We start from the raw sequence: 26,462 nt of genomic DNA, 5'->3' as shown, positions 1-26,462 counted from the left end.
CGGATCGCGGGCAAACTGATCGTGGCGCGCGATCGCGTCGCTCCTCTTCGCGTCCCGATCTCGACGGTCCGATCTCGATGGTCCGATCTCGATGGTCCGATCTCGATGGTCCGATCTCGATGGTCCGATCTCGATGGTCCGGTCGTCAGACGTAATCATTTAACCGTTGCCTCCCTCAGGTGTAACGAGAATGGGCTTGTCGCCGAATACGCCGCTGGCCGCCGGGCTTCTCCAGGTCGGGCCGGTCAGCACGACGACGTGGACGATCCTCGGATGCCTCGCGATCGTCGTGCTCCTGGGACTGTCCGCCTTCTTCTCCTCCTCGGAGATCGCGATGTTCTCGCTGCCGAAACACCGCGTCGACAACCTGGTCGAGGAGGACGTTCGTGGGGCACGGACCGTCCAGAAGCTCCGCGAGAACCCACACCGACTGTTGGTGACGATCCTCGTCGGCAACAACATCGTCAACATCGCGACGTCAGCGATCGCCACGTCGATGTTCGGCTTCTACCTCTCGCAGGGGCAGGCGATCGTCGCCACCACGTTCGGGATCACGGCCATCGTGTTGCTGTTCGCCGAGACCGCGCCGAAGTCCTACGCGGTCGAACATAGCGAGTCGTGGTCGCTGCGGATCGCTCGACCGCTGCAGTACTCCGAATGGCTGTTGCTCCCGCTGGTGATCCTCTTCGATTACCTCACCCGCGTCATCAACCGGATCACCGGCGGTCGGGCGGCGATCGAGTCGACGTACGTCACCCGCGAGGAGATCCAGAACATCATCCAGACCGGCGAGCGCGAGGGCGTCATCGAGGAGGACGAACGGGAGATGCTCGACCGCATATTCCGGTTCAACAACACGATCGCCAAGGAGGTGATGACGCCGCGGCTCGACGTCACCGCCGTCCCGAAATCGGCCAGCGTCGAGGAGGCGATCCAGACCTGCGTCCAGTCGGACCACGAGCGTGTCCCGATCTACGAGGGGAACCTCGACAACATCGTCGGCGTCGTCACCGTCCGTGACCTCGTTCGTGAGCTCCGGTACGCCGAGGGTGAGCCCTCCCTGGAGCGCGTCGTCAAGCCGACGCTGCACGTGCCCGAATCGAAGAACGCGGACGAGCTCCTCGAGGAGATGCAGGACAATCGGCTCCAGATGGTCATCGTCATCGACGAGTTCGGCACGACCGAGGGGATCATCACCCTGGAGGACATGGTCGAGGAGATCGTCGGCGACATCCTCGAGGGCGACGAGCCCGAGCCGATCGAGTTCATCGACGAGAACGTCGCGATGGTTCAGGGGGAGGTCAACATCGACGAGGTGAATGAGATGCTCGGAATCGACCTCCCGGAGGGGCAGGAGTTCGAGACGCTCGCCGGCTTCGTGTTCAACCGCGCCGGCCGGCTCGTCGAGGAGGGCGAGTCGATCGCCTACGACGGGATCGACATCCGGATCGAGCGCGTCGACAACACGCGGATCATGAAGGCTCGCGTGACCGTCACCGACGAGTACGGCGCCGAGACGGCCGCCGAGATCGAGGGGGAGGACGCGGCGGTCGAACAGACGCCGGAATCAGACCCGAACTGAGGACGCTACACGACGCCAACCGTCGACAGCAGCCAGTATGTACCGAAGCCAACCGCCAACGAGACCGTCAGCGAGCCGATCCACGCGAACACCGTGTAGCCCATCTTTTGCTTGCTGACGCCGGATCCGCCGGCCGCATAGCCGGCGCCGACGATCGCCGAGACGATGATCTCGTTGAACGAGACGGGGATCCCGAACGCGACCGCAGTCTGAGCGATCGCGAACGACGGGATGAGCGCCGCGATCGACCGCCGTGGCCCCATCGACGCGTAGTCCTGGGCGATCGCCTTGATCATCCGTGGTGCCCCGGTCCAGGACCCGATCAACAACCCGGTCCCGCCGCCGACGAGGACTGCCCACAGGGGGACCGCGGCGTCGTCGAGTATCGGAACCAGCGGTCCGATCGCCAGGCCGACCTGGGACCCGCCGGCGGAGAACGCGACGAGGCCGCCGAGCGCCAACAGAAACCGCCGCTGGCCGCCGTCCCGGTCGCGCCCGATGTCGAGATAGACGACGCACCCGACGACCACGGCGCAGGCGAGCGTCAACAGGACCGGGCCGAGGTCGATCCCGATCCACGACCCGACCGGCAGCTTCGTGCCGAACGTTCCCGCGAGGGATCCCTGTTGGTTCGCCGGTCCGAGGAACGCGAACCCGATGTTTCCGAGGATGACGCCCACGATCCCGGCAAGGACCGCGGTCAGAGCCCGTTCGGATCCCCGGTCGCTCTGCAGTGCGCGCGCCGCGACGTACGCGCTCCCGCCGCCGACGAACGGAGTGAGCACCCAGAGCGTGGCGATCTCGGTGTACTTCGCCCACGCCGGTGCCCCGCCCATCGCGAGACCGACGCCGACGACGGCCCCCGTGACGGTGAACGCGGTCGCGATCGGATAGCCGGTGAAGACGCCGATCGCGACGAGCGCGGCGGCCGTGAGCAGCGCCACGATCGCCGCGCCGGCGGTAAGCGTGACGCCGCCGATCAGCTCCGTTCCGACCGCCTCGGTGACGTTCGCTCCCTGCAGCACCGCGCCGAGGAAGCCGAGGACGCCGACGACGAGCCCCGCCCGCATCACCGAGATGGCGTTGGCGCCGACCGCCGGCGCGAACGGCGTCGACCCCGACGACCCCGCGCCGATCGCCCACGCCATGAACAGGCTCGCGAGTCCCGCGACGGCGAACGTGGCGGCGGTTTCCAGCGCCATCGCTACCGTTGTCCGTCCTCGTAGCCCTTCCGCAGGCTCAACAGCGTTCGCCGGACGAGGAGATACGCGAAGAGAAAGAAGGCCGCCAACGCGATCAGCAGGCCGACGAACAGCGGATCGGGCGAGTCCATGTCTGCCCCGGGTTACTTCCGGCGTGGTGTTAGGCGTTTCGGCGCGCCGTGTCGTCCCGAGACTCGCGGTCGGGCCGAGCGTCGCGGTCCGTCGTCGCGGGCGTCGCGCTCCCGAGGGAGCCGCCGAGGGCCGAGGCCGAACGACGTAGCTAAAATCGCCGTTTGTGCTTAACGCGGGTATATACTCCCGGGGGCCGTTGGTTCACCCGCGACACCCGCTTCGGCCCTCCGGTCGCGGTCGTGACGCCGCGGCGCGTTCTCGCGTCGCCGAATTCGTCCGCCGCGATCACACCCACGAACCACCACCGTCGCGAGCACGCCACGATCCACATCCCCCATGTGCGTCGTGTGCCGACGACGCGTCCCCCGTACCCATACCGTGGTCGGGTCGGACCGATTCGGGTCGGTGTCCCCCACCCACCCACCCACCCACCCACCACCGACCCGCCCAAGCATCCGATCCGGTCGGGCCCGTGCTCCGTCTCGACCGCCGAGCGCGGTGTCGTCACTTCTCGACGTGTTGGTCTCCGGAGCGTCGTCTCCGCCTCGGTTCTCCACCGACCCCACGTGTCGCCGGCCTGCCGTCGAGTCGGTCGAGTGTCACTCCTGACGTCTCACCTCGGGCGTGTCACTCCCGTATCGAGTCCCCGTGAACCCGAAACCGCTCGAAGACGTCCCCGGCCGGCGTCACGAGCCGCCCCTCGAGGACGCCGTCGCCGTCGACCGGCTCGAACTCCGCGTGTGCCGCCCGGTTCCCACGCGGCTGTGCGTGACTCCCCGGGTTGACGAGCGTCACGTCGTCCGTCTCCGTGACGGTCGGTCGGTGGCTGTGGCCGAAGACCACGACGTCGGCCGCACGCTCGCGGCCGAACAGCGCGAGCGCCGTTTCGCCGCCGCGTTTGGTGTGCGTCACCGCGAATCTGAGGCCGGCATACTCGACGGTCCGATCGGCCGGCAGCCGGTCGCGGATCGCGGCGTCGGCGTTGTTTCCGGACACCGCGCGGAGGGTGGCCGCCTCCGCGGCGAACGCGTCGAGGACCGGTTCGCGGTGGAAATCCCCCGCGTGGATCACGACGTCCGCCTCCCGAACCGCGGTCAGCGTGCGTCCCGTGAGGCGATGACCGTCCGTGCTATGGGTGTCGGAGACGACGGTGAGCATCGCGGACGTTCAGGCCCCCTCGTCGTGTCCGTCCCGGCGTTCCGGTTTCGGTTCCCTCTCCCCCGCCGTCGCCGTCCCGTCGTCTTCCTCGGGCAGCGAGAGCGCGGCCAGCAACGCCTCCAGTTGCACCTGCTCGTTGGCGCCCTCGGTGATCCGGTAGTCGGCCTGGCCGATCCGCTCCATCAGCCGGACCGCCTCGCGCTCGGAGAGGTCGAATTCCCAGACCGACCGGTGGAGCTGGTCGATCACGTCGCCGCCGGCCATTCCGGTCTCTGTGAGCAGCGTGTCCAGGGTCGCGCGCGCCCTCGAGAAATCGCCCGAGAGCGCGTCCGTGACCATCGACTCGATCTCCTCCGGTCTGGCGGTCGCGGTGATCGCGTAGACGGCCTGTTCGTCGACGACCTCGCCGGTCGTCGCGGCCGCCTGCAGGGAGTTGATCGCGCGACGCATGTCGCCGTTGGCCGCGTACACGAGCGCGTCGACGCCCGCCTCGGTCACCTCGATCCCCTCTGCGGCGGCGATCTCCCGAACCTGGCTCGCGATCGCCTCGTCCGACAGCGGCGAGAACCGGAAGACGGCACACCGCGACTGGATCGGGTCGATGATCTTCGAGGAGTAGTTACACGAGAGGATGAACCGGGTGTTGTCCGAGAACTGCTCCATCGTCCGCCGAAGCGCTGACTGGGCGTCAGACGTCAACGAGTCGGCCTCATCAAGAAATATGATCCGGTGCTCGTACCCCCCGAACGACGACCGCGCGAAGTTCTTGATCCGGTCCCGGACCACGTCGATCCCGCGCTGGTCGGAGGCGTTGAGCTCGAGGAAGTTCCCGCGCCAGTCGTCGCCGTAGATCTCGCGGGCGATCGCCGTTGCCGAGGTGGTGTTGTGCATCACCGTGGGAACGTTTCCGGCGACGTAGTTTCGCGTCCCGGGAACCGTCAGATCGTAGACCCGCTCGTCGGCGTCGGTCCGTTCGACCGACTCGACGCGGTCGTAGTACAGGTCGGCGTTCGCGATCCGTGCGGCCTCCTCGAGCAACTCGATCGTCTCGAGCGTCAGCCGGTCGAGCGCGACCTCCCGAAGTCGGTTGGCGACGGTTTCGAACCGCGTCACGACGCGGACGGCGTGTCCGTCGGCTTCGAGCAGGTTTCGCAGATCCGACGGGCCGAACTCGAGCCCCTCAGTGATCTCGACGTCGGTGGCGCCGATCAGGTCGCGACACGTCCGAAGTTCCAGTTTGACCGTTTGCAGCATCGTTCCGTCGAGCCGGTCGGCCGTCGAACCACCTGGCTGATCGGCACCGATCTCGATCGGCTGATCGGCGGTGACCTCGATCGGCCGATCGAGTTCCTCGAGCATCGAGAGCGCTCGTGAGGAATACGGCGTCCTGCGGCCGTCGCTGCACTCGAGCAGCCGATCGGAACGCACGCCGGTCGACTCGGCGATCTCCGTACGCGTCTCGATTGGCGCCAGCGCCCCGCGTGACTCGACCCACGCCGCCGGCAGGCTCGTCGTGGCGTCGAGCAGCGGCTCCATCCGGTCGAGCCGTTCGAGCGCGCGTTGACAGTTCTCGATCCGCTCCGTCGCCGCGTCGATCACGTCGTTCAACGCCGCACAGTAGCGTTCCCGTCCGGGGGTGTCCGGATCCAGCGATCTCGGAAGGTGGTCCGTCACCCGGAGGTCGAGACGGTCACAGAGCTTCCGGAGCACCGCCTGGCGCGGCATCGTGTCGTGGTTCGGGTTCGACGTCTTTTCGGCGTGATCGGCGAGCCGGTCCGCCTTCTCGTCGATCGAGAATCCGATCGTCGACTCGAACCGCTGGAGGACCCGTGACCCGGAGACGTATATCGCGTGGTAGGTTCGTTCGATCCCCGTTCCGTTCGTGGCGGCTTTCTCCATCGTCGCTCGCCGGCTCGGGATCCCGAACGTCGCGAGGAGGTAGGATACGAGGGTGATGTGGTCCGGGTTTCGCTGGATGAGTTCGATCGTGCCGCCCGTATCCACGTGTGCTTCCGCATCGAAGACCGCCCGCAGGAACGCCGCTCGGGAGTCCCGATCCGCGGAGACGATCGCGGACCCGATCCCCGACCCGCCGGCTGCGCTCGCGAAGACGTCGACGGTCGACTCCAGGTAGTGGGTGAGCGTTTTCGACCCGAGCCGGACGAACGGGACGTCGTGCTGGCGACCGCGGACCGTTTCGACGTCGAAGACCGCCTTCGCCGCGGCTTCGAACGCGTCGAGAAGTCCCTCGTCCGTGTTGTAGAACTTGATCTGCCCGTTATCGATGCTCGCCTCGCTGATGGCGAGTCCGACGAATCGTGCAAGTATCGGCGTCATCGTGGTCGGCGGCGTGATGGGGCGGGCCCGACGGCCGTTCGCCGCGACGTACTCGATCTCCTCGACCCCGGGGATCCACTGCCCCGGTTCGAGGTCGCTCTCGTGGAGCCGGGATAGCGGAACCGGCTCGTCGATCTCGGTCCCGATCGTCGCCGCGTGATCTCCGAGTGCATCGGCCGAGAGCCTCACTTCGGTCCGGTCCGGATCCATCGAGTCGAACCACCGAAGCGACGGGGCTGGAGTTGGCGATGAAGACGAGGACGGAGACGAGGGCGATCCATTCGACGTCGGGGAGTCGGCTGGCGTCGAGGTATCGGCTGTCGAGGGTTCCGGAGGTGCCGTGGGATCGGGTGCTGGAACCGATCGGGGGCGTGCGATCCGGTCGTCGGCCGACAGCGACGCCGCCTCGACCCACTCGAAGCCCTCCTCGGTGATGACGCGGAGCTTGTGCTCCGGCGTCACCCGAAACTCGCCACCGTCCCGCGTCCGGATCGTCACGAGCTCGTCCGCGTCCTTCGCGAACACGTCCGAGGGCGAGACGTACTCGAGATCGTTTTCCGCCGTCAGCGTGGCGACCATGAGATCGCTTCCCGGCGCAGCGAACCCCTCGACGTCGCCGACGACGTCCTCGATCCGACGGACGCCACTGCCCGTCAGCACCGGCGTATCTCCGGTAACGCACTTCCCGACGCCGGCCGGCCCCGAGAAGAGCAGGTGCGGCAGGTCGTCCTGCTCGATGTAGCTCTCGAGCCGCTCGACGATGTCCTCGTGGCCGTGGATGTCCGCAAGCGTCTGCGGTCGATACTTCTCGATCCAGATCTCCCGGCCGGTCGCGGTCGCGGCGGCCGACGTCTCCGCCTCGGCGTCCACGTCCGACGTCCCCGCCTCCGCGTCCGTCGGCTCCTCGGGCTCGCTCATACGAGAGACCACCGTCGGCAGGGTCATAAACGAACCGAGACGCCGGCTCGGCTGGCCGTCGATCGGTCGTCGCAGCCTGACCGATCGTTCCGTCACGACCTGGTCGATCGTTTATACGTACCGCCGGGACGGCACTGAATCTACGTCCCGACGCGGAACCAGACCTCGATCCCGTCCGGTCCCGTGACGGAGACGCCGTCGTCCACCTCGGTGACGGCATACTCGCCGTCCGCGAGCCGGTCCGCAAGCGCCTCCAGCGCCGCCGCGTCGGGAAGCACCACTTCGAACCACGACAACCCCCTGCCGGCGACCGGACCGGACCGGTGGTTCCACGTGTTCGCGCCCAGATGGTGGTGGTAGCCGCCGGCGGAGACGAAACGCGCGGCCGGCATGGAGGTTTGCGTCTCGAACCCGACCCGGTCCACGTAGAAGTCCTGAAACTCCGCAAGCGATGACACCTCGAGGTGGACGTGTCCCACGTCCGTTTCGGCGGGCAGGCCCGCTTCGCCTGCGGCGGCGGCCACCACCGGCTCGAGATCGAGGGGATACGTGCCCATTCGAACGGTCCCGTCGTCGCTGCGGGGCCACTCTTCCCGTGGGTAATCCCGGTAGATCTCGATGCCGTTGCCCTCCGGGTCCGAGAGGTATAGCGCCTCGCTCACGCCGTGGTCCGACGCGCCGCCGAGCTGCCAGCGCTCCTGCACGCGGGTTAACGCGTCGCCCAACGCCTCGCGTGAGGGAACCCTGAACGCGTTGTGAAAGAGCCCCGCACTCGACCGGTGTCGGGTGAGCGCATCCGGGTCGTGCTCCAATACGAGTAGCGGAGTCCCCTCGACGCCGAGAACTGCGGTCGAATCGGAGTCACTGAGCACGGAGAGCCCGACGACGTCCCGATAGAAGTCGACCATCCCCGTGAGATCCGACACCGTGAGCGCGGTCCGTCCGATGTGCGTCTCCGGGGGTACTCCGTCTATCTCCGCGGGCATCGTGGATCGAGCGTCACGGTGGTTTCGAGTGCGAGCAGCGTCGCGTTTCGTAGTTCCATTACGTTACCTAGTTTGGTACCAAACCTACTTATAGATACGGTTATAATTATGTGACCAGGTTATGGCGACCCAACCACCGGAAACTGACGCGGAGGGGCAGTCCGACGTCGAACGGCGCAATGCCGACGTCTGTAACGTCGTCGGGGCGGTCGAAGCGGTGGGATCGAAGTGGACGCTCGTCGTCCTCAACGACCTCCGGGAAGGAGAAAAGCGCTTCAACGAACTCAAACGCTCGACCGGAGCGAGCTCGTACACGCTGTCCCGCGTCCTCGAGGACTTGGAGGACGACGGCTTCATCGACAACCGCAAGGAGCTGGAGTCGCCGGTCGCCAGTTACTACACGCTGACCGAGAAGGGGAGCGAGCTCTGCCCCGTGTTCGACGCTTTGGACGAATGGGGTGCGGACTGGCTCGAGTGACGTTCCCCTCCCGGCCATACGGAGTGAGTGGCGGGGTCCCGATCCGCCGTTCGAACCGATCGGTTCAACCCGATCCGGGCCCGAGCACGGGTATGCACGTCACCGTCGAGGTCGTCGGCGAGGGGACCCGCGAGCTCTCCTGCGAGCCCGAGGACACCTACGCCGACCTGATCCGGTCGGTGGGCTACAGCCCCCAGGAGGCCGCCGCGCTCGTCGAGGGGTCGCCGGTCCCCGAGGACCGGGCCGTCGACGCCGACCGCGTGACGGTCCTCCGGCTCATCAAGGGCGGATCCGGGCGCGTCCACGCGCCCGAGACGGTCGACTTCGAGGGCGCGAACGTCGGTTCGGGACCGGACCCGTTCGTCCTGTCCGGCCTCGAGTCGGACCTCGCGGTCCTGCTGTTTCACCGCGATCACCTCTGCGGGAACTGTCGCACCCAGGTCAAGACCGTCGTCTCGAACCACGATGCCCTCCGCGAGGCCGGCGTCGAGGCGGTGTCGATCCTGCCGGAGAACCGCGATCGGGCCGCCGAATGGGTCGACGAGTACGACGTTCCATACCCCTTCATCGCGGATCCGGAGACCGAGATCGCGAGCCAGTACGGCCAGTCGCGTCGGTTCGGGCCGATCGGCCGGCGGGTCGACCTGATCGGCCGGATGCCGGAGGTCGTCCTCGTCGACCTGCGCCGGGAGCCCGAGGTCCTCTGGCGGTACACCGGATCCCACCCCGGCGACCGACCCGGGATCGACGCGATCCTCGAGGAGGCGGCGAAGTTCGCGTGACCCACGCCACCAGCGAGCGACTCGTCACCGACGGCGGCTCGTGGTCCCCACCGAACGATCTGCCCGCAGGGATCGGGGTCCGCCGCGCCGGGGCGGACGACGCGGTCGACGTGATCCGCGTCCTCGAGGGCGCCCTGCTCGAGGTCGACGCCGAGATTCTTCGGTCCGGGATCGACGACGGACGCGTGCTCCTGGCGGAGACCGACCCGGCGGCCGAGGGCGAGCGGACGCGAACCGTCGTCGGCGCGCTCTCGCTTGAATATCGTGACGACGAGGTCAGCCACGTGGCGGACGCTGACCGTCATCTGGCGAACGAGCGTCGACTTCACATCGACGCCGTGGCCGTCACGCGCCACCGACGCGAGGCCGGGATCGGGTCCGCGCTCGTGCGGGCCGCGATCGACCTGGCCGCGACACGTGGCGTCGACCGACTGACGGCCGCCTTCGAAAGCGATCTGCGGGAGTTCTACGCCGACCTCGGGTTCCGGATCGAGCCGGTCGAGGGGCCGGATCGGCTGCGTGGCGTCGTCGACGTCGAGGCGTCCGACCGCGGATGATCGCCCGCCGTTCGCCGGCCACCTTTTATACTCGACCGTGAGACGAGGGCGCCGACGCCGGATCGACGGCCATCCGACGTGCCTTTCCGGGTCGACGACGTCAGGATCGGTATGAACGCGCGTTCGTCGGCGACCGGTTCCCGGAGCGACCTCCGGGAACCGGGGAGGAATCCATGACGGGGAAGGACGAGTACTACAATCGATCCAAACAGGAGGGCTACCGCAGCCGGTCCGCCTACAAGCTTCGGCAGCTCGACGAGACCGCCTCGCTGTTCGACCGGAACGACACGGTCGTCGACCTGGGCGCGGCGCCGGGCGGCTGGCTACAGATCGCCGCCGAGCGAGTCGGGGCGGGCGGAACCGTGGTCGGGGTCGACCTCCAGCGCATCCGGGATCTCGATCCGGAGGCGGACGACTGGGGCGACGGGGACGTCGCGAGCGTCGAGACGATCCGCGGCGATATGACCGAGGAAAAGACCGGGGACCGGCTCCGCGAGACGATCGGCGAGCGCGGCGCCGACGTGGTCGTCTCGGACATGGCGCCGAACATGACCGGCGAGTACGGCCTCGACCACGCCCGCTCGGTCCACCTCGCCCGGCAGGCGTTCGAGGTCGCGTTGGACCTCCTGGCGCCCGGCGGCGACCTCGTCGTCAAGGTGTTTCAGGGGCGGGATCTGGAGGCGCTTCAGGAGGACATCGAGGCGGAGTTCGAGTACGTCCGCGTGGTCTCGCCGCCCGCCTCCCGCGACTCCTCCTCGGAGGTGTACCTCGTCGCGAAGGGTCGGATGACCGCGCCCGTCGAGGCTGGCGACCGGCTCGCGGTCGAGATCGAGGACGTCGGCGGCGAGGGCGACGGGATCGCCACGGTCGACGGCTACACGCTGTTCGTGCCCGGCGCCGAGACCGGGGAGACAGCCGAGATCGTCGTCGACGACGTCAAGCCGCGGTTCGGCTTCGCCGAGCGCGTCGACTAACCGCCGCACGCGGTCTCGGGGCCGGGACCGGTGTCAATCCGGAACCGGGACCGCCGCCGTTTCGGGACCGCCGTTTCGGGACCGCCGCCGTCCCCGACCGGGGGGAGCGCTTTTATCCCCCGCCTCGGTGGGTCGGGTATGCGCTCGTTCGAGAAGGCGATCATCACGTGTGCAGTCACGGGATCAATCCACGTCCCGACGATGTCGCCGCACCTGCCCATCACGCCCGACGAGATCGTCGAGGAGGCCGTCGCTGCCGCCGACGCCGGGGCGAGCATCGTCCACGTTCACGTGCGGGACCCCGAGACCGGCGAGCCCTCGCCCGACCTCGAGCTGTTCCGCGAGGTCGCAACGCGGATCGGGGAGCGCCGTGACGTGATCGTGCAGCCGACCACCGGCGGCGGGTCGAACATGACCCTCGAGGAACGGGTCCAGGTCGTACCCGAGCTCGAGCCGGAGATGGCCTCCTGTAATATGGGGTCGATCAACTTCGGTCTGTACCCGATCCTCGAGGCGTACGACGAGTTCGAGTACGAGTGGGAGCGCCCGTTCCTCGAGAACACCCGCGAGTTCGTCTTCCGGAACACCTTCGCGGACCTCGAGCAGATCATCCCGCTGTTCGCCGAGCACGGGACGATGCCCGAGCTCGAGTGTTACGACGTGGGCCATCTCCACAACGCGAAACACTTCCTCGACCGGGGGATCCTCGACCCGCCGCTGCACCTCCAGTTCGTGATGGGGATCCACGGCGGGATCGGCGCCGATCCCGAACACCTCACCCACATGATCCGGACCGCGGAGCGACTGTTCGGGGACCGGTACTCCTTCTCGGTGGTCGGGGCGGGCCGGATGCAGTTCCCGCTCACGACCCAGGCGATCTCGGCGGGCGGCCACGCTCGGGTCGGGATGGAGGACAACCTCTACCTCCGGAAGGGCGAACTGGCGGAACGGAACGCGGACCTCGTCGAGAAGATGGTCCACCAGACCCGCGAGATCACCGGCCGCGAGATCGCATCCCCCGACGAGGTTCGGGAGTTCCTCGGCCTGAAAGGCGCCTCGAACGTCGCGTTTTGACGACCGTCCCCCGGCGCGTTTTGACGACCGTCCCCCGGCGCGGTCGACGTATGACGGCGTCCGGCTTTCGGCTCGGGGGCCCACGATCGGACCCCGTTCGCCTCCGGCTGTTCGACCCCGGAACCCTTTTGGCCGAACGCCAGCCACACAACGGTAATGAGCACGCTCGAAGCCGAATATCGCCTCGATTACTTCGAGGAGGAGGGCTTTCATCGTCGGGAGTGTTCCTCCTGCGGCGTCCACTTCTGGACGCGCGACCCGGACCGGACCACCTGTGGGGAGCCGCCGTGTGCGGACTACAGCTTCATCGACGATCCCGGGTTCGACGAGGCGTATACGCTCGAGGAGATGCGGGAGGCGTTCCTCTCCTTCTTCGAGGGCCACGACCACGAGCGGATCGACCCGTATCCGGTCGCGGCGAACCGCTGGCGCGACGACGTCCTGTTGACGCAGGCGTCGATATACGACTTCCAGCCCCTGGTGACCTCCGGACAAACGCCGCCGCCGGCGAACCCGCTCGCGATCTCCCAGCCCTGCATCCGGATGCAGGACATCGACAACGTCGGCAAGACGGGCCGGCACACGATGGCCTTCGAGATGATGGCCCACCACGCGTTCAACGTCCGGGAGGACGCCGACGAGGAGTACGCCTACGAGGGCGAGGTCTATTGGAAGGACGAGACGGTCCAGTACTGCGACGAGTTCTTCGACTCGATGGGGGCGAACCTCGACGAGATCACCTACATCGAGGACCCCTGGGTCGGCGGCGGCAACGCCGGCCCGGCGATCGAGGTCATTTATAAGGGTGCCGAGCTCGCCACGCTCGTCTTCATGTGTATGGAGCAGGACCCCGACGGCGACTACGAGCTCAAGGACGGGAACACCTACTCCTACATGGACACCTACATCGTGGACACGGGGTACGGCCTCGAGCGCTGGACCTGGATGAGCCAGGGAACGGCCACGGTCTACGAGGCGATCTACCCCGACGCCATCGAGTTCCTGAAGGAGCACGCCGGGATCGATTACACCGACGAGGAGCGGGCGATCGTCAACCGGGCGGCGAAGCTCGCCGGCCGGCTCGACATCGACGACGTCGACGACATGGAGGCCGCACGCGGCGACATCGCCGAGAAGCTCGACGTCGACGTCGACGAGCTGGTCGACCTCCTCGAGCCGCTCGAGGACATCTACGCGATCGCCGACCACTCCCGGACGCTCGCGTACATGTTCGGCGACGGGATCGTTCCCTCGAACGTCGGCACCGGCTACCTCGCCCGGATGGTGCTCCGTCGGACCAAGCGGCTCGTGGACACGGTGGGGGTCGACGCCCCGCTCGACGAGCTGGTCGATATGCAGGCCGAACGCCTCGGCTACGAGAACCGCGACACGATCCGCGACATCGTCCGGACCGAGGAGCGGAAGTACCGGAAGACGCTCGAGCGCGGCGCCCGGAAGGTCGAATCCCTTGCCGACGAGTACGCCGGCACCGGCGACCCGATCCCCACGGAGACGCTCATCGAGCTGTACGACTCCCACGGTATCCAACCGGACATGGTCGCCGAGATCGCGGCGGATCGCGGTGCGACCGTCGACGTCCCCGACGACTTCTACGGGCTCGTGGCCGACAGGCACGAGGAGACGGTCGACGAGGAAACGGCCGAACGCGACGACCGGATCGCGGACCTGCCCGAAACGGAGAAGCTGTATTACGACGACCAGGACCGACTGGAGTTCGAGGCGGTCGTCCTCGACGTCCTCGAGGTGGAGGCGGACGACGACGATGGGCCGGAGGACGGTGACGCCTACGACGTCGTCCTCGACCAGACGATGTTCTATCCCGAGGGCGGCGGCCAGCCCGCCGACCACGGCACCCTGACGGCCGGCGAGACGACCGTCGAGGTCACCGACGTGCAGGCGGTCGACGACGTCGTACTCCACCGGACGGACGGGGATCCCGGGAAGGGCGAGTTCGTTCGGGGACAGGTCGACGGCGATCGGCGGCGGCGCCTGATGCGGCACCACACGGCGACCCACCTCATCGGCCACGCCGCCCGCGAGGTGCTCGGCGACCACGTCCGACAGGCCGGTGCCCAGAAGGGGCTCGACTCCTCCCGGCTCGACGTCCGCCACTACGAGCGGGTTTCCCGCGAGGAGGTGAAGGCGATCGAGCGCGTCGCCAACGAGCTCGTCATGGAGAACATCCCGGTCGACCAGGAGTGGCCCCACCGCCACGAGGCGGAGGCCGAGCACGGCTTCGACCTCTACCAGGGCGGCATCCCGCCGGGCACGAACGTGCGGTTGATCCACGTCGGCGACGTCGACGTGCAGGCCTGCGGCGGAACGCACGTCGGACGAACCGGCGATATCGGGGCGATAAAGGTCCTCAAGACGGAGCCGGTGCAGGACGGCGTCGAGCGGATCGTCTTCGCGGCCGGAACCGCCGCCCTGGAGGCGACCCAGCGCACGGAGGACGCCCTCGACGACGCCGCCGACGTTCTCGACGTCGACCCGCTCGACGTGCCGGAGACGGCCGAGCGGTTCTTCGAGGAGTGGAAGGAACGGGGCAAGGAGATCGATCGGCTCACGGACGAGCTCGCGGCCGCCCGCGCTTCGGGGGGCGCCGACGCCGAGGAGATCGACCTCGACGGGGTGACGGTCGTCGTCCAGCGGCTCGACGCGGACGCGGAGGAGCTCCGCGCCACCGCGAACGCGATGGTCGAGGAGGGAACGGTCGCGGTGTTGGGATCCGGACACGACGGGTCCGCCCAGTTCGTCGTCGGCGTCCCGGACGACGTGGACGTCAACGCCGGCGAGATCGTGAGCCGGCTGGCGGGGAAGGTCGGCGGCGGCGGGGGCGGCCCGCCGGACTTCGCGCAAGGCGGCGGCCCCGACGTCGACGCGCTCGACGACGCGCTCGAGGCGGCCGGCGAAACGGTTCGGTCGCTCCGACGAGCGTAACGGGGCGCTTCCGTGGTGCCGGCACCGCCGTGACGGACCCTCGGCCGTCGGTCACCGCTTTCGAAGCGTTCCCTCGCAGGCCGGGCAGCGGTCGTGCGTCGACCCGGCCAGCTCGAGCGTCCGCTCGTTGAAACAGTCCGAACACAGCAGCGTCCCGCAGGTCGAACATTCGTACCCGTCGAGGCTCCCGATCCCGATCCGCGCGAGCAATCCGGCCCCCGCCTCGAGTTCCTCGTCACATCGGGCGCACAGTGGCATACGCGGTCGATATGTGTGGTCGTGTCAATGAACCCATCGATCGTCGCGACCGATCTCCGTAACCGTCAACACGCGCCCGGACCGATCGACGTTCGTGCCATCTGCCGTCAACGGGTCCGTGTCGATCCGGTACGAGATTGCGGGGGAGGGACCGGCGGTCGTGTTCGTCGGCGACGTCGGGCTGGGCGTCTGGCAATTCGCCTGGCAACACGGCGCGATCGCCGGTCCGTACGCCGCGGTGACGCCCGAGCCCCGGTGGATCGATCGGTCGGACGAGCCCGCGGGCCCGTACGCCTTCGACGACCTCGTGGGCGACCTGGAGGCCGTCATCGCCGAGGTCGGCAGCCGATCGGTCCACCTCGTGGGGTACGGGTTCGGCGGTCTGATCGCGATCGCGACCGCGATGGATTCCGCCCGCGTTCGGAGTCTGGCCGTCATCGGCACGCCGGCCGACGGCGACGCGCTGGATCCGGACTCCCTATGGACCGACCCGACGGACCGTGCCGCGGTCGAGGCGTCCACGACCGCGCTGTTATCCGACCGGTTCCGCACGGCGCACCCCGACGCAGTCGACCGGATCGTCGACTGGCGGATCGCGGAGGACGCGCCGCCGGAGACGGCTGCGGCCCAGCGAGCGGCGTTGGCCGACGCCGACCGATCCGACCGGTTGTACGAGCTCACCGTGCCGACGCTCGTGCTTCACGGAACCGCCGACGCGGTCTGTCCGGTCGAGCACGGCCGCCGGCTCGCCGACGGGCTTCCGCGGGGAACGTTTCGGCCGATCGAGGACGTCGGTCACCTCGCCGGGATCGAGGCCTCGGGCGCGCTCAACGACGCGCTCCTCGGCTGGCTCGCCGACCACGCCGACCGGGACGAGGACTGACCGTCCGGAGTCACGGCAGCGTTCGGAACGGACACAACCGTTTTCACCCCCAGGCAGCTACGCGGATGCAATGACACGACTCCGCGTCGCACTGCTCAACGCGGCCCACGACGCCGCGAACACCCGTCGGAACTTCCGGCGGGAGCTGGACGCCGACCTCGTCGAGTTCCACGCCGCCGAGGGGGAGCTGCCCGACGGGTACGACTTCGACGCCGTCGTCATCACCGGGTCCCGTTCCTCCGTCTACTGGGACGAGGCGTGGATCCCGCCGCTGGTCGAGTACGTCGCCACCGCGACCGACCGGGGGATCCCGACGCTGGGGATCTGTTACGGTCACCAGGTGCTCGCGGAGGCGCTCGGCGGGCGGGTCGCCGGGATGGACGATTTCGAGCTCGGCTACTCGGAGATCACCCACCACGGCGACGAGATCTTCGCGGGGATCGACGAGGAGTTCACCGTCTTCACCTCCCACGGGGATGCCGTCGTCGATCTGCCGCCCGGCGCCGAGCTCCTCGCGGAGAACGAGTACGGGGTGCACGCCTTCCGTGCCGGCCACAACTGGGGGCTGCAGTTCCACCCCGAGTACGATATGGAGACCGCGGCCGACGTCGCCGACGGGAAGCGCGACCGGATCGGCGACGCCCGCGTCGACGCCGCGATAGCGGAGATCACGCCCGAGAACTACGAGGCGGCCTGTGAGGCCAAGCAGGTCTTCGAGAACTTCACCGACCACGTTCGGCGGGTCTCCGAGGACGCCGGTCGCTCGCGGCGAACCGAGCGATCGGTCGCCGGATCGAGCGCGGACGACTGACTCCGGTTCTCGAGGTGTTCCGGTTCTCGAGGTGTTCCGGTTCTCGAGGTGTTCCGGTTCTCGAACGTGTCGCCACTGGTCCCCCCGTCGTGTCGTCGGGGCCCCTGGTTTCACAGACGATCGATCGTGAAGGTCCGTGTGACTCGTTTGCAAACATCTTTTGCCGTCGTCGCCGTGAGTTCGAACAATGCTCGATTACGTGGGACTCGAGGCGGAGCTGGGCGAGGAGGAGCGAATGATCCGGGACACGGCCCGCCGCTTCGTCGACGAGCGGGTCCGCCCCGAGATCGGCGATCACTTCGAGGAGGGAACGTTCCCGACCGATCTCATTCCCGAGATGGGGGAGCTCGGGTTCTACGCGCCGAATCTCGAGGGATACGGCTCGCCGAACGTCTCGGAGACGGCCTACGGGCTGTTGATGCAGGAGCTCGAGGCCGGCGACTCGGGGCTGCGGTCGATGGCCAGCGTTCAGGGCGCGCTCGTGATGTACCCCATCCACGCCTTCGGTAGCGAGGACCAGAAGGAAGAGTGGCTTCCCGACCTCGGCACGGGCGAGGCGGTCGGCTGCTTCGGACTCACCGAACCCGAGCACGGGTCGAACCCGTCGAACATGGAGACGCACGCGGAGCAGGACGGCGACGAATACGTGCTCAACGGCACGAAGACGTGGATCACGAACTCACCCATCGCGGACGTCGCGGTCGTCTGGGCACGGGACCGCTCGGCGACGGACGGCGACGCCGATGACGCCCCGGTCCGCGGTTTCCTCGTCGAGACCGACCGGGACGGCGTAACGACCAACAAGATCACGGAGAAGCTGTCGCTGCGGGCGTCGATCACCGGCGAGATCGACCTGCAGGACGTCCGCGTTCCCGAGTCCAACGTCCTCCCCGACGTCGAGGGGATGAAGGGCCCGCTGTCGTGTCTCACGCAGGCCCGCTACGGCATCGCATGGGGTGCCGTGGGCGCCGCGCGCGACTGTTTCGAGACGGCTCGGGAGTACGCGACCGACCGCGAGCAGTTCGGCGGCCCGATCGCCAGATTCCAGCTGCAACAGCAGAAGCTTGCCGAGATGGCCACCGAGATCACGACGAGCCAGCTGCTCGCCCATCGACTCGCCGAGCTGAAGGAACGCGGCGACCTGCGTCCGCAACACGTCTCGATGGCGAAGCGGAACAACGTCCGGATGGCCCGCGAGCAGTCCCGGGTGGCCCGCGAGATGCTCGGCGGCAACGGGATCACCACCGACTACTCGCCGATGCGGCACCTCGCGAACCTGGAGACGGTCTACACCTACGAGGGAACCCACGACATCCACACCCTCATTCTGGGCCAGGATCTCACCGGGATCGCGGCCTTCGAGTAGCACGCCCGATTCGCTTGCGCGCTCGTGGTCGTCCGTTTTCGCACTCGGGTCAGCGGTCTCGAGTCGTCCGCGTTCTCGATCCGGCCGGACGAGCGAGCCCGACGGCGTCCGGCCGCCGAGTCCGACGTCTCCCCGTGGTAATGACACACATACTTTTATCACCCGGGGTTCGTAGTGCCCCACGATGACGACATCAGCTCACGAGGGGTCGACGACCCTCGACCTCTCCCGGAAGGGGGCATGGGTCGCACACGCCGCGCTCGTTCGCTCGGGACGCGAGGCGACTGAGGCGGGTGAGACCCAGCCGGTCGAACGTCGGCTGCTCGAAAAGATCGAGGACGACGAGCCGTTCGATGCGGCCGAGCTCTCCGCGCTGCGTGACGCGCTGGTGTCGTATCTCGGGGATGCGCCGGTCCGGGACCGGGCGCCGGGTCGGGACGTGTTGCGGACGGTTACCGCCGCGATCGGCAGGGCGTCGGGCGTGTGACCGCGACGACCGCTTCCTCGACTACCTCTCCGTTCGCCGTTCCCCCGGCTGGTCAGGATGGAAGAGGTTTTAACCGCGCCGCGGAAAGTACGGGCCACTATGGGTAAGAAATCGAAGGCCAAGAAGAAGCGTCTGGCCAAGAAGGAGCGCCAGAACCAGCGCGTCCCGGCGTGGGTTATGATGAAGACGAACATGAACGTCACCCGCAACCCCAAGCGGCGTAACTGGCGGCGCAGCGACCTCGACGAGTAGGTTCCGATACATGAGCACCAACGACTTCGAGGAACGCGTCATCACGGTCCCGATCGGCGGCATCTCGGACAAGCCCGTCCAGCAGCGCGCCGACTACGCGATGCGGACGATCCGGTCGCATCTCGCACAGCACTTCTCGGTCGAGGAGGACGACGTCCGCCTGGACCCGAACATCAACGAGGCGGTCTGGGCCAACGGTCGACAGAACCCGCCGAGCGACCTCCGCGTCCGCGCCGCACGATTCGTCGAGGACGAGGAGCCGATCGTCGAAGCAGAGCACGCGGAGTAACCGTTCGTGCTACGGACGTCCTTCGTCGGGTCGTCGTACGTCGGCGTGTTCGCACGGGTCACGGACGACGTCCTCCTGGTACGACCGGACATCGACGACGACCTGCAGTCGGATCTGGGCGCGGAGCTGGAGGCGACCGTCGTCCCCACCACCGTGGGCGGGTCAAACACCGTCGGCGCGCTCGCGACGGGCAACGAGAACGGCGTCGTCGTCTCCGAACGGGCCACCGAGCGTGAGCAACGACGCATCGAGGAGGGTGCCGACCGCGAGGTCCGTGAACTCCCCGGCACGCTCAACGCCGCCGGCAACGTGATCCTGGCGAACGATTACGGCGCGTACGTTCACCCCGATCTCGACCGGGAGGCCGTCCGGCTCGTCCGCGACGTCCTCGAGGTTCCGGTCCAGCGCGGCGACCTCGGCGACGTCAGGACCGTCGGCACCGCGGCGGTGGCGAACAACACGGGGGCGCTGTGCCACCCGAACTCCCGGGAGGCGGAGCTCGAGGCGATCGAGGAGCACCTCGACGTCTACGCCGACCTCGGAACGATCAACTACGGCGGCCCGCTGGTCGGGTCCGGACTCGTCGCCAACGACGCCGGCTACGTCGTCGGCGAGGACACGACCGGCCCGGAGCTCGGACGCATCGAGGACACGCTCGGCTTCGTCGAGTGACGCCGCCATCCCCGTGACGTCCTTTAGGAAGATACTTCCCTGTCCCTCCCGGATTCGTGGATATGAGTCACTTCACGGTTAGCGGACGGTTCCGAACGCGCCACGGCCACCAGGAGTTCACCAAGACGGTCGAGGCCCCGAACGAGGACGTCGCTCGCGACCGCCTGTACACCCTGATCGGGAGCCAGCACGGCGTCAAACGAACGAAGATCCAGCTCGACGGGATCGAAGCCGCCGAGGAGGCCGCAGCATGATGGGCGGCGGCGGACAGCAGGAACTCCAGCAGCTCTCCCAGGAACTCCAGGCGCTCGAGGAGCAGATCACGGCCCTGGAGGAGGAGGTACAGTCCTACCGCGAGGAACAAACCGAGATCGACGAGGCGGTCGAGGCCATCGAGACCCTCGAGACCGGCTCGACGATCCAGGTGCCCCTCGGCGGCGGGGCCCACGTCCGTGCCGAGGTCCAGGACATCGACGAGGTCGTCGTCTCCCTCGGCGGCAACTACGCGGCGGAACAGGAGCAGGACGCGGCCATCGACTCCCTGCGAACGAAGCAGGACGCCCTCGACGACCGCATCGAGGAGACGCAGGCGGAGATCGACGAGCTCGAGGACGAGAGCAGCGAGCTCGAACAGCAGGCCCAGCAGATGCAACAGCAGATGCAACAACAGCAGATGCAGCAGCTGCAGCAGCAGGCCGACGACGAGTAACCCGCCGACCGGTCCCGATCGACGAGGCCGACGGGACGGTCACGTGACGCTCGAATCCAAACGCCGACCAGCCAGGAGCGATCATCGTGTTTGACGGACTGAAGGACAAGCTGAACGACTTCCGCAAGGACGTCGAGGAGACCACGGAGGAGGAGAGCGATGCGGCCGCCGACGCGTCGGACTCCGCATCGGCCGACGCGGCTGCGGACCCAGCCGCGGGCGAGGCTGCCGACGCCACGGACGCCACCAGCGCTACCGGCGCCGCGAGCGACGACCCGGCAGCCGAGACGGACGCGTCCGCCGACGGGGCGGAGCCGAGCACCTTCCAGCGCGCGAAGGCGTTCGCGACCGGCCGCATCATCATCGAGGAGGAGGACCTCGAGGACCCGCTGTGGAACCTCGAGATGGCGCTGCTCGAAAGCGACGTCGAGATGAGCGTCGCGGAGGCGATCCTCAACACCGTTCGCGAGACGATGCTCGGCGAGACGCGCAAGCAGGTCGAGACGACCGGCGAGCTCGTCGAGGAGGCGCTGCACGACGCGCTGCTGGACGTGATCGCGGTCGGCCAGTTCGACTTCGAGGAGCGGATCGCCGAGGCCGACAAGCCAGTCACCATCGTCTTCACCGGCGTCAACGGCGTGGGCAAGACCACCTCGATCGCGAAGCTCTCGGAGTGGCTCGCCGACCGCGGTTACTCCTCGGTGCTTGCCAACGGCGACACCTATCGGGCCGGCGCGAACGAACAGATCCGCGAGCACGCCGACCGGCTCGACCGCAAGCTCATCAGCCACGAGCAGGGCGGCGACCCGGCGGCCGTGATCTACGACGGCCTGGAGTACGCGAAGGCCAACGACGTCGACGTCGTCCTCGGCGACACGGCCGGCCGGCTCCACACCTCGGACGACCTGATGTCCCAGCTCGAGAAGATCGACCGCGTCGTCGATCCCGACCTCACGCTGTTCGTCGACGAGGCGGTCGCCGGACAGGACGCGGTCACCCGCGCGGAGGAGTTCAACGAGGCGGCCGAGGTCGACGGCGCCATTCTCACCAAGGCCGACGCCGACTCCTCCGGCGGGGCAGCGATCTCCATCGCGTACGTCACCGGCAAGCCGATCCTCTTTCTCGGCACCGGCCAGGGCTACGACGACCTCGAGCGGTTCGACCCCGAGCGGCTGGTCGATCGGCTCCTCGGCGACGACGAGGCGTAGCGTCCGTTCGCCGCCGCCGGATGACCGTCAGCGCGGCCTCGCCGGACGACCGCGACGAACAAAGCCTTTAGCGTCCGGGTCTCCTACTGCGGGTAAATGGTACTCGACGATCTGGGGAGTTCCCTCCGTGGCACGCTCGACACGCTGCAGGGGAAGTCCCGATTGAGCGAGGACGACGTCGAGGAGATCGTCAAGGAGATCCAGCGGTCGCTCCTGTCGGCCGACGTCGACGTCTCCCTCGTGATGGAGCTGTCGGACGCGATCGAAACGCGCGCGCTCGAGGAGGAGCCCCCCGGCGGAACGACCGCCCGCGACCACGTCCTCAAGATCGTCTACGAGGAGCTCGTGGATCTGGTCGGCGACTCCACCGAGCTGCCCCTGGAGTCACAGACGATCCTGCTTGCGGGCCTGCAGGGGTCGGGGAAGACGACCTCCGCCGCCAAGATGGCCTGGTGGTTCTCGAAGAAGGGACTCCGTCCCGCGGTGATCCAGACGGACACCTTCCGTCCGGGCGCCTACGACCAGGCCAAGCAGATGTGCGAGCGGGCGGAGGTCGAATTCTACGGCGACCCCGACGGGGAGGACCCCGTACAGATCGCCCGCGACGGCCTCGAGGCGACCGCCGACGCGGACGTTCACATCGTCGACACCGCCGGTCGCCACGCGCTCGAGGACGACCTCATCGCGGAGATCGAGGCGATCGAGACCACCGTCGACCCCGACCGGTCGCTGCTGGTGCTCGACGCGGCGATCGGTCAGGGTGCCAAGGAGCAGGCGCGCCAGTTCGAGCAGTCGATCGGCATCGAGGGCGTCGTCATCACCAAGCTGGACGGGACCGCCAAGGGTGGAGGCGCCCTCACCGCGGTCAACGAGACCGACTCCTCGATCGCCTTCCTCGGGACCGGCGAGACGGTCCAGGACATCGAGCGGTTCGAACCCTCCGGGTTCATCTCCCGGCTGCTCGGGATGGGCGATCTCAAGCAACTCTCCGAGCGCGTCGAACGCGCGATGGCCGAGACCGGCGACGAGGAGGAGGACTGGGACCCCGAGGACCTCCTGGAGGGGAACTTCACCCTGAAGGACATGCAAAAGCAGATGGAGACGATGAACAAGATGGGGCCGCTCGACCAGGTGATGGACATGATCCCCGGACTGGGCGGCGGGATGATGGACCAGCTGCCCGACGACGCGATGGACGTCACCCAAAACCGGATGCGTGACTTCGAGGTGGCGATGGACTCGATGACCGACGAGGAACTCGAGAACCCGCGGATCATCGGCCAGTCGCGCGTCGAACGCATCGTCCGCGGCTCCGGCATCGAGGAGGAGACGGTCCGGGAGCTGCTCGAACAGCACAAGATGATGGAACGCACCATCTCGCAGTTCCAGGGGATGGGCGACGGCGACATGCAGCGGATGATGAAGAAGCTCGAACAGGGCGGCGGTGGCGGCGGCCTCGGCGGGATGATGGGCGGCGGCAAGGGGCCGTTCGGCTGAGGCGTCGCGAGGCAACCGGCCGTTACCTCCGTCGCGGAGGGTCGTTCTCGTTTCAGACTGAGTAGTAGTACTCGCCCGTCCGCTTCTGCTCGCGGTCCTTCTGTGATTCGGGTTTGTTGATGCGCGGGCGACCGGTTCGCTCGTCGCGCCGGAAGGTGATATCCAGGTCCGACAGGAAGTCGTTCATCCCGGCGCGCATCTCCTGTGGCGACTTCGCGTGGCCGTGGTCGGCGGGCGCGCCGTCGAAGACCATCAGGCGGTCCGCGAGCAGGTCCATCACGTAGATGTCGTGGTCGATGACGAGCACGGTCGCGTCGTGGTTCTCGGCGTAGCGGCGGATCGCCGAGGTCGCCTGCACGCGCTGTTCGACGTCGAGGTGTGCGGAGGGCTCGTCGAGGACGTACAGGTCGGCATCCTCGGAGAGGCACGCGGCGATGGCGACGCGTTGGCGCTCGCCGCCCGACAGGTCCGTGAGGTTCTGCTCCATGATCCGGTCGAGCTGGAGCGGGTCGGCGATCTCCGTGTTCCAGTAGGAGGTACCGACGCGGTCGGTGATCGACGAGAGAAACGCGTCGACCCGGATCGGCTGGTCGATCTCGATGTACTGCGGCTTGTAGGCGATGTCGAGCGCGAACTCCAGGGATCCTTCGTCCGGCTCGAGCGATCCCGCGAACAGCTTGGCGAGCGTGGACTTCCCGATCCCGTTCGGCCCGACGACGCCCAGCACTTCGGACTCGTAGATGGTTCCGCCGTCGACCTCGAGCGAGAACTCGCCCGCGCCGTAGGACTTCCGGAGATCCGGATACTCCACGAGCACGTTCTCCTTCGAGGAGACCCGCGGGGCGTGCTCCTCGAAGGTGATGGAGTCCGGACGGATCCGCATGTTCTCGTTGTCGAGGTAGCCCTTCAGGTACTCGTTGATCCCGTTTCTGACCGACTTCGGGTCCGTGATCACGCCGTAGGCGCCGGGCTCCCCGTAGGCGACGTGGAGGGTGTCCGCGAGCAGATCCAGGATCGCCAGATCGTGTTCGACGACCAGCATCGACCGGTCGTCGTCCGCGGCGAGCTCGCGGATGAGTCGGGCCGCGGTCATCCGCTGGCCGATGTCGAGGTAGGGCGTGATCTCGTCGAGGAAGTAGAAGTCGGCGTCGCGGGCCAGACAGGCGGCGATCGCCACGCGCTGGAGCTCGCCGCCGGAGATCGAGTCGATGTCCTGGTCCATCACGGGCCGGATCTGCAGCCGGTCGATGAGGTCATCGAGCGCCCCGCGCTCGTCGGTCCGTTCGAGCAGGTCGCGCGTGTTGCCGTCGAACTGCTTGGGGATCTGGTCGACGTACTGCGGTTTCCGTGCGACGGAGATCGAACCCCCCTGCAGCGTCTCGAGGTACGTCTGGAGCTCGGTGCCCCGGAACCGGTCGATGACGGCCTCCCAGCCCGGCTCGTCCTCGCCGTGCTGGCCCAGGTTCGGCGTCAGCTCGCCGGCAAGCGCGTGGACCGCCGTCGATTTCCCGATCCCGTTCGGACCGAGGATCCCCGTCACCGATCCCGACTCGGGGACCGGCAGGCCGTACAACGAGAAGGCGTTCTCGCCGTATCTGTGCACGGGGTCCTCCGCGAGCTCGGACGGGAGGTTGATGATCTCGATCGCGTCGAAGGGGCACTTCTCGACGCAGATTCCGCAGGTCTCGCCCAGGCAGATCTCCTCGGAGATGTGGACCTGGTCGGGGTCGCCGTCGGCGGCGTCCTCCCCGCGCAGCGTGATGCACTCCTTGCCCGTCCGGTTGGGCGGGCAGTAGTTCATACACTCGTAGTTACACCGGTCGGGCTGGCAGCGGTCCAGGTCGACGACCGCGATGCTGTCGTCCGCCATACCGCTACAGTTGCACCCCCGCGTTCAGAAGGATCGCGTACGAGATGAACCACAGCGTGAAGGTCATAAACGCCACGTAGAGCGTGTCCTTCACGCCGAAGTCGGTGACGTCGACGCCGATCACCTTCAGGATCGGGAACTGCACGAGCACGGTCCCTGCCAGGACGATCAGTGCCGTCGTCGATCCCCCGTCGGCCGGGGACGTCCCGACGTAGCCGGCCGAGACGATCGCCGCACCGATCCCGGCCAGGCAGGCGATCGTCGTGACGACCACGCCGCGGGCGTGACCCGTGATCCCCGAGTCGTCGCTCATAGGTACGCGTCCGCTGGCGGCGGTGAAAAGCCGTTCGTTCCCGCGTCGCGTTCGTCTCCCGGCCGTGACCGTATCAGTTGGCGGCCGTGATCGTATCGGCGTGGTGATCGCGTCCGTTCCTGTCCGCGAGCCCCATCGGTCTCCGGCCGGGTCGGCCGTCCGCGTCGGAGTCCGGCCCGGTCGAGCGCGCGCGAGCCGCGACGCTGACTGATCGGTCAGTCCACGGGGCGTTCTCGACCGTTTTATAGGAAAATATTACCTGTATGATCCCCGATCCGGGGGCTGATCCGGCCGATATCCGGTCGATATCGCTCGTCCGCATCAAGCTTTATGACGATGTACTTTTTCGAGACGAACAATGGCTGAAACCGAACAGGACGCGCTCGACGACGTCGAGACCCTTGAGGACCTCCCGCCGAGCGCGAAGCTCGTCTTCAAGGTGCTCGAATACAACGGCGCGTTGACACAGAAGGGGATCGTCGAGGAATCGATGCTGTCGGCTCGGACCGTCCGGTACGCCCTCGAGCGGCTCGAGCGGATCGGGGTCGTCGACGAGGACGTCTACTTCGCGGACGCCAGGCAGAACCTCTATGAGCTCACCGAGCCCGCGACGGAGGTCACGGCCGAGGAGGGCGAGGCCTGCTGTTGTGCGGACTGATCGGCGCTACGCGCCACGATCGTTTTCTTATGTCGGGACGAAACTGGG

27 protein-coding genes and 1 pseudogene are annotated in these 26,462 nt (G+C 67.7%); 20 read left to right on the top strand and 8 right to left on the bottom strand.

The window, feature by feature from the left end; all coding sequences use genetic code 11:
- The first annotated feature begins 190 nt into the window (after positions 1 to 190).
- A complete protein-coding gene (locus CPZ00_RS09915; RefSeq protein ID WP_096390736.1) occupies positions 191 to 1,582 on the top strand; it encodes a hemolysin family protein in 1,392 nt (463 codons plus the stop codon).
- Between the two features lie 5 nt (positions 1,583 to 1,587).
- Here the strand turns inward: CPZ00_RS09915 and CPZ00_RS09910 are convergent, their stop codons facing one another.
- From CPZ00_RS09910 to CPZ00_RS09895, 5 genes are all read right to left on the bottom strand, one after another.
- A complete protein-coding gene (locus CPZ00_RS09910; RefSeq protein WP_096390735.1) occupies positions 1,588 to 2,784 on the bottom strand; it encodes an inorganic phosphate transporter in 1,197 nt (398 codons plus the stop codon).
- Positions 2,785 to 2,786: 2 nt separating this feature from the next.
- On the bottom strand, positions 2,787 to 2,915 hold the full coding sequence (locus CPZ00_RS16020) for a DUF7859 family protein (protein ID WP_021075219.1): 129 nt from the start codon (positions 2,913 to 2,915) through the stop codon (positions 2,787 to 2,789).
- 628 nt (positions 2,916 to 3,543) lie between these two features.
- Positions 3,544 to 4,074, bottom strand: a complete 531-nt coding sequence (locus tag CPZ00_RS09905) for a metallophosphoesterase (protein WP_096390734.1) — start codon at positions 4,072 to 4,074, stop codon at positions 3,544 to 3,546.
- 9 nt (positions 4,075 to 4,083) lie between these two features.
- Positions 4,084 to 7,329, bottom strand: coding sequence for a replication factor C small subunit (locus CPZ00_RS09900; protein ID WP_233255069.1), 3,246 nt, complete (start codon positions 7,327 to 7,329; stop codon positions 4,084 to 4,086).
- Positions 7,330 to 7,469: 140 nt separating this feature from the next.
- Positions 7,470 to 8,315 carry a VOC family protein gene (locus CPZ00_RS09895; RefSeq protein WP_096390733.1) on the bottom strand — a complete coding sequence of 282 codons (846 nt, stop codon included), beginning with the start codon at positions 8,313 to 8,315 and terminating at the stop codon, positions 7,470 to 7,472.
- Between the two features lie 121 nt (positions 8,316 to 8,436).
- Between CPZ00_RS09895 and CPZ00_RS09890 the strand changes: the two genes are divergently transcribed.
- The 7 genes and pseudogenes from CPZ00_RS09890 to alaS all read left to right on the top strand — a co-directional run bounded on the left by CPZ00_RS09890 (position 8,437) and on the right by alaS (position 15,141).
- Positions 8,437 to 8,793 carry a winged helix-turn-helix transcriptional regulator gene (locus CPZ00_RS09890; protein ID WP_096390732.1) on the top strand — a complete coding sequence of 119 codons (357 nt, stop codon included), beginning with the start codon at positions 8,437 to 8,439 and terminating at the stop codon, positions 8,791 to 8,793.
- A 92-nt stretch (positions 8,794 to 8,885) separates the two neighbouring features.
- Positions 8,886 to 9,086, top strand: a pseudogene (gene samp2, locus CPZ00_RS15890) (ubiquitin-like small modifier protein SAMP2); the annotation flags it as partial.
- Positions 9,072 to 9,575, top strand: a complete 504-nt coding sequence (locus tag CPZ00_RS09885) for a peroxiredoxin family protein (RefSeq protein WP_096391670.1) — start codon at positions 9,072 to 9,074, stop codon at positions 9,573 to 9,575. The pseudogene samp2 and the gene CPZ00_RS09885, both read left to right, overlap by 15 nt.
- Complete coding sequence (locus CPZ00_RS09880) at positions 9,572 to 10,132, top strand: GNAT family N-acetyltransferase (protein ID WP_199243346.1); 561 nt, start codon at positions 9,572 to 9,574, stop codon at positions 10,130 to 10,132. Before CPZ00_RS09885 ends, CPZ00_RS09880 begins: the two co-directional genes overlap by 4 nt.
- A 173-nt stretch (positions 10,133 to 10,305) precedes the next feature.
- Complete coding sequence (locus CPZ00_RS09875) at positions 10,306 to 11,106, top strand: 23S rRNA (uridine(2552)-2'-O)-methyltransferase (protein ID WP_096390731.1); 801 nt, start codon at positions 10,306 to 10,308, stop codon at positions 11,104 to 11,106.
- A gap of 138 nt (positions 11,107 to 11,244) precedes the next feature.
- On the top strand, positions 11,245 to 12,180 hold the full coding sequence (locus CPZ00_RS09870; protein WP_096390730.1) for a BKACE family enzyme: 936 nt from the start codon (positions 11,245 to 11,247) through the stop codon (positions 12,178 to 12,180).
- Positions 12,181 to 12,336: 156 nt separating this feature from the next.
- Positions 12,337 to 15,141 (top strand): alanine--tRNA ligase, encoded by a 2,805-nt coding sequence (alaS, locus tag CPZ00_RS09865; RefSeq protein ID WP_096390729.1) that lies wholly within the window; start codon positions 12,337 to 12,339, stop codon positions 15,139 to 15,141.
- Between the two features lie 51 nt (positions 15,142 to 15,192).
- Here alaS and CPZ00_RS09860 read toward each other — a convergent pair whose 3' ends face one another.
- Positions 15,193 to 15,399, bottom strand: a complete 207-nt coding sequence (locus CPZ00_RS09860) for a hypothetical protein (protein WP_096390728.1) — start codon at positions 15,397 to 15,399, stop codon at positions 15,193 to 15,195.
- A 94-nt stretch (positions 15,400 to 15,493) separates the two neighbouring features.
- Between CPZ00_RS09860 and CPZ00_RS09855 the strand changes: the two genes are divergently transcribed.
- The 11 genes from CPZ00_RS09855 to CPZ00_RS09805 all read left to right on the top strand — a co-directional run bounded on the left by CPZ00_RS09855 (position 15,494) and on the right by CPZ00_RS09805 (position 23,573).
- Positions 15,494 to 16,282 (top strand): alpha/beta fold hydrolase, encoded by a 789-nt coding sequence (locus CPZ00_RS09855; RefSeq protein ID WP_096390727.1) that lies wholly within the window; start codon positions 15,494 to 15,496, stop codon positions 16,280 to 16,282.
- Between the two features lie 70 nt (positions 16,283 to 16,352).
- The gene (locus CPZ00_RS09850; protein WP_096390726.1) at positions 16,353 to 17,093 is read left to right on the top strand and encodes a type 1 glutamine amidotransferase; all 741 of its coding nucleotides are present in this window, start codon (positions 16,353 to 16,355) and stop codon (positions 17,091 to 17,093) included.
- Between the two features lie 187 nt (positions 17,094 to 17,280).
- Positions 17,281 to 18,459, top strand: a complete 1,179-nt coding sequence (locus CPZ00_RS09845) for an acyl-CoA dehydrogenase family protein (protein ID WP_096390725.1) — start codon at positions 17,281 to 17,283, stop codon at positions 18,457 to 18,459.
- Positions 18,460 to 18,643: 184 nt separating this feature from the next.
- Positions 18,644 to 18,946 carry a DUF7853 family protein gene (locus tag CPZ00_RS09840; RefSeq protein WP_096390724.1) on the top strand — a complete coding sequence of 101 codons (303 nt, stop codon included), beginning with the start codon at positions 18,644 to 18,646 and terminating at the stop codon, positions 18,944 to 18,946.
- 99 nt (positions 18,947 to 19,045) lie between these two features.
- Positions 19,046 to 19,198 carry a 50S ribosomal protein L39e gene (locus tag CPZ00_RS09835; protein ID WP_096391668.1) on the top strand — a complete coding sequence of 51 codons (153 nt, stop codon included), beginning with the start codon at positions 19,046 to 19,048 and terminating at the stop codon, positions 19,196 to 19,198.
- A 10-nt stretch (positions 19,199 to 19,208) separates the two neighbouring features.
- On the top strand, positions 19,209 to 19,487 hold the full coding sequence (locus tag CPZ00_RS09830; RefSeq protein WP_021073090.1) for a 50S ribosomal protein L31e: 279 nt from the start codon (positions 19,209 to 19,211) through the stop codon (positions 19,485 to 19,487).
- Positions 19,488 to 19,493: 6 nt separating this feature from the next.
- A complete protein-coding gene (locus CPZ00_RS09825) occupies positions 19,494 to 20,159 on the top strand; it encodes a translation initiation factor IF-6 (RefSeq protein ID WP_096390723.1) in 666 nt (221 codons plus the stop codon).
- Positions 20,160 to 20,221: 62 nt separating this feature from the next.
- Complete coding sequence (rpl18a, locus tag CPZ00_RS09820; protein ID WP_096390722.1) at positions 20,222 to 20,413, top strand: 50S ribosomal protein L18Ae; 192 nt, start codon at positions 20,222 to 20,224, stop codon at positions 20,411 to 20,413.
- On the top strand, positions 20,413 to 20,868 hold the full coding sequence (pfdA, locus tag CPZ00_RS09815) for a prefoldin subunit alpha (RefSeq protein ID WP_096390721.1): 456 nt from the start codon (positions 20,413 to 20,415) through the stop codon (positions 20,866 to 20,868). Before rpl18a ends, pfdA begins: the two co-directional genes overlap by 1 nt.
- 86 nt (positions 20,869 to 20,954) lie before the next feature.
- Positions 20,955 to 22,076, top strand: coding sequence for a signal recognition particle-docking protein FtsY (gene ftsY / locus CPZ00_RS09810; RefSeq protein ID WP_096390720.1), 1,122 nt, complete (start codon positions 20,955 to 20,957; stop codon positions 22,074 to 22,076).
- A 96-nt stretch (positions 22,077 to 22,172) separates the two neighbouring features.
- Positions 22,173 to 23,573, top strand: a complete 1,401-nt coding sequence (locus CPZ00_RS09805; RefSeq protein ID WP_096390719.1) for a signal recognition particle protein Srp54 — start codon at positions 22,173 to 22,175, stop codon at positions 23,571 to 23,573.
- Positions 23,574 to 23,625: 52 nt separating this feature from the next.
- On the opposite strand, the gene CPZ00_RS09800 is transcribed toward CPZ00_RS09805, so the two are convergent.
- Positions 23,626 to 25,443, bottom strand: coding sequence for a ribosome biogenesis/translation initiation ATPase RLI (locus tag CPZ00_RS09800; protein ID WP_096390718.1), 1,818 nt, complete (start codon positions 25,441 to 25,443; stop codon positions 23,626 to 23,628).
- Positions 25,444 to 25,447: 4 nt separating this feature from the next.
- Positions 25,448 to 25,756, bottom strand: a complete 309-nt coding sequence (locus CPZ00_RS09795; protein ID WP_096390717.1) for an EMC6-like membrane protein — start codon at positions 25,754 to 25,756, stop codon at positions 25,448 to 25,450.
- A 358-nt stretch (positions 25,757 to 26,114) separates the two neighbouring features.
- On the opposite strand from CPZ00_RS09795, the gene CPZ00_RS09785 reads away from it, so the two are divergent.
- Positions 26,115 to 26,414 (top strand): MarR family transcriptional regulator, encoded by a 300-nt coding sequence (locus CPZ00_RS09785; protein ID WP_096390715.1) that lies wholly within the window; start codon positions 26,115 to 26,117, stop codon positions 26,412 to 26,414.
- Positions 26,415 to 26,462: the final 48 nt, after the last annotated feature.

Origin of the sequence: Halopenitus persicus (assembly GCF_002355635.1) — an archaeon.
Classification (GTDB): Archaea; Halobacteriota; Halobacteria; order Halobacteriales; family Haloferacaceae; genus Halopenitus; species Halopenitus persicus_A.
This window is presented reverse-complemented; position numbering and strand designations above follow the sequence as displayed.

Excerpts from the sequence above, each read along its gene's own strand:
- pfdA (WP_096390721.1), top strand. The coding sequence starts at position 20,413 with ATGGGCGGCGGCGGACAGCAGGAACTCCAGCAGCTCTCCCAGGAACTC.
- CPZ00_RS09915 (WP_096390736.1), top strand. The coding sequence starts at position 191 with ATGGGCTTGTCGCCGAATACGCCGCTGGCCGCCGGGCTTCTCCAGGTC.
- CPZ00_RS09795 (WP_096390717.1), bottom strand. The coding sequence starts at position 25,756 with ATGAGCGACGACTCGGGGATCACGGGTCACGCCCGCGGCGTGGTCGTC.
- CPZ00_RS09805 (WP_096390719.1), top strand. The coding sequence starts at position 22,173 with ATGGTACTCGACGATCTGGGGAGTTCCCTCCGTGGCACGCTCGACACG.
- CPZ00_RS09895 (WP_096390733.1), bottom strand. The coding sequence starts at position 8,315 with ATGCCCGCGGAGATAGACGGAGTACCCCCGGAGACGCACATCGGACGG.
- CPZ00_RS09910 (WP_096390735.1), bottom strand. The coding sequence starts at position 2,784 with ATGGCGCTGGAAACCGCCGCCACGTTCGCCGTCGCGGGACTCGCGAGC.
- CPZ00_RS09900 (WP_233255069.1), bottom strand. The coding sequence starts at position 7,329 with ATGAGCGAGCCCGAGGAGCCGACGGACGCGGAGGCGGGGACGTCGGAC.
- CPZ00_RS09845 (WP_096390725.1), top strand. The coding sequence starts at position 17,281 with ATGCTCGATTACGTGGGACTCGAGGCGGAGCTGGGCGAGGAGGAGCGA.
- CPZ00_RS09850 (WP_096390726.1), top strand. The coding sequence starts at position 16,353 with ATGACACGACTCCGCGTCGCACTGCTCAACGCGGCCCACGACGCCGCG.
- CPZ00_RS09875 (WP_096390731.1), top strand. The coding sequence starts at position 10,306 with ATGACGGGGAAGGACGAGTACTACAATCGATCCAAACAGGAGGGCTAC.
- CPZ00_RS09890 (WP_096390732.1), top strand. The coding sequence starts at position 8,437 with ATGGCGACCCAACCACCGGAAACTGACGCGGAGGGGCAGTCCGACGTC.
- CPZ00_RS09840 (WP_096390724.1), top strand. The coding sequence starts at position 18,644 with ATGACGACATCAGCTCACGAGGGGTCGACGACCCTCGACCTCTCCCGG.
- CPZ00_RS16020 (WP_021075219.1), bottom strand. The coding sequence starts at position 2,915 with ATGGACTCGCCCGATCCGCTGTTCGTCGGCCTGCTGATCGCGTTGGCG.
- CPZ00_RS09870 (WP_096390730.1), top strand. The coding sequence starts at position 11,245 with ATGCGCTCGTTCGAGAAGGCGATCATCACGTGTGCAGTCACGGGATCA.
- CPZ00_RS09830 (WP_021073090.1), top strand. The coding sequence starts at position 19,209 with ATGAGCACCAACGACTTCGAGGAACGCGTCATCACGGTCCCGATCGGC.
- CPZ00_RS09800 (WP_096390718.1), bottom strand. The coding sequence starts at position 25,443 with ATGGCGGACGACAGCATCGCGGTCGTCGACCTGGACCGCTGCCAGCCC.
- CPZ00_RS09785 (WP_096390715.1), top strand. The coding sequence starts at position 26,115 with ATGGCTGAAACCGAACAGGACGCGCTCGACGACGTCGAGACCCTTGAG.
- CPZ00_RS09860 (WP_096390728.1), bottom strand. The coding sequence starts at position 15,399 with ATGCCACTGTGCGCCCGATGTGACGAGGAACTCGAGGCGGGGGCCGGA.
- rpl18a (WP_096390722.1), top strand. The coding sequence starts at position 20,222 with ATGAGTCACTTCACGGTTAGCGGACGGTTCCGAACGCGCCACGGCCAC.
- CPZ00_RS09905 (WP_096390734.1), bottom strand. The coding sequence starts at position 4,074 with ATGCTCACCGTCGTCTCCGACACCCATAGCACGGACGGTCATCGCCTC.
- CPZ00_RS09835 (WP_096391668.1), top strand. The coding sequence starts at position 19,046 with ATGGGTAAGAAATCGAAGGCCAAGAAGAAGCGTCTGGCCAAGAAGGAG.
- alaS (WP_096390729.1), top strand. The coding sequence starts at position 12,337 with ATGAGCACGCTCGAAGCCGAATATCGCCTCGATTACTTCGAGGAGGAG.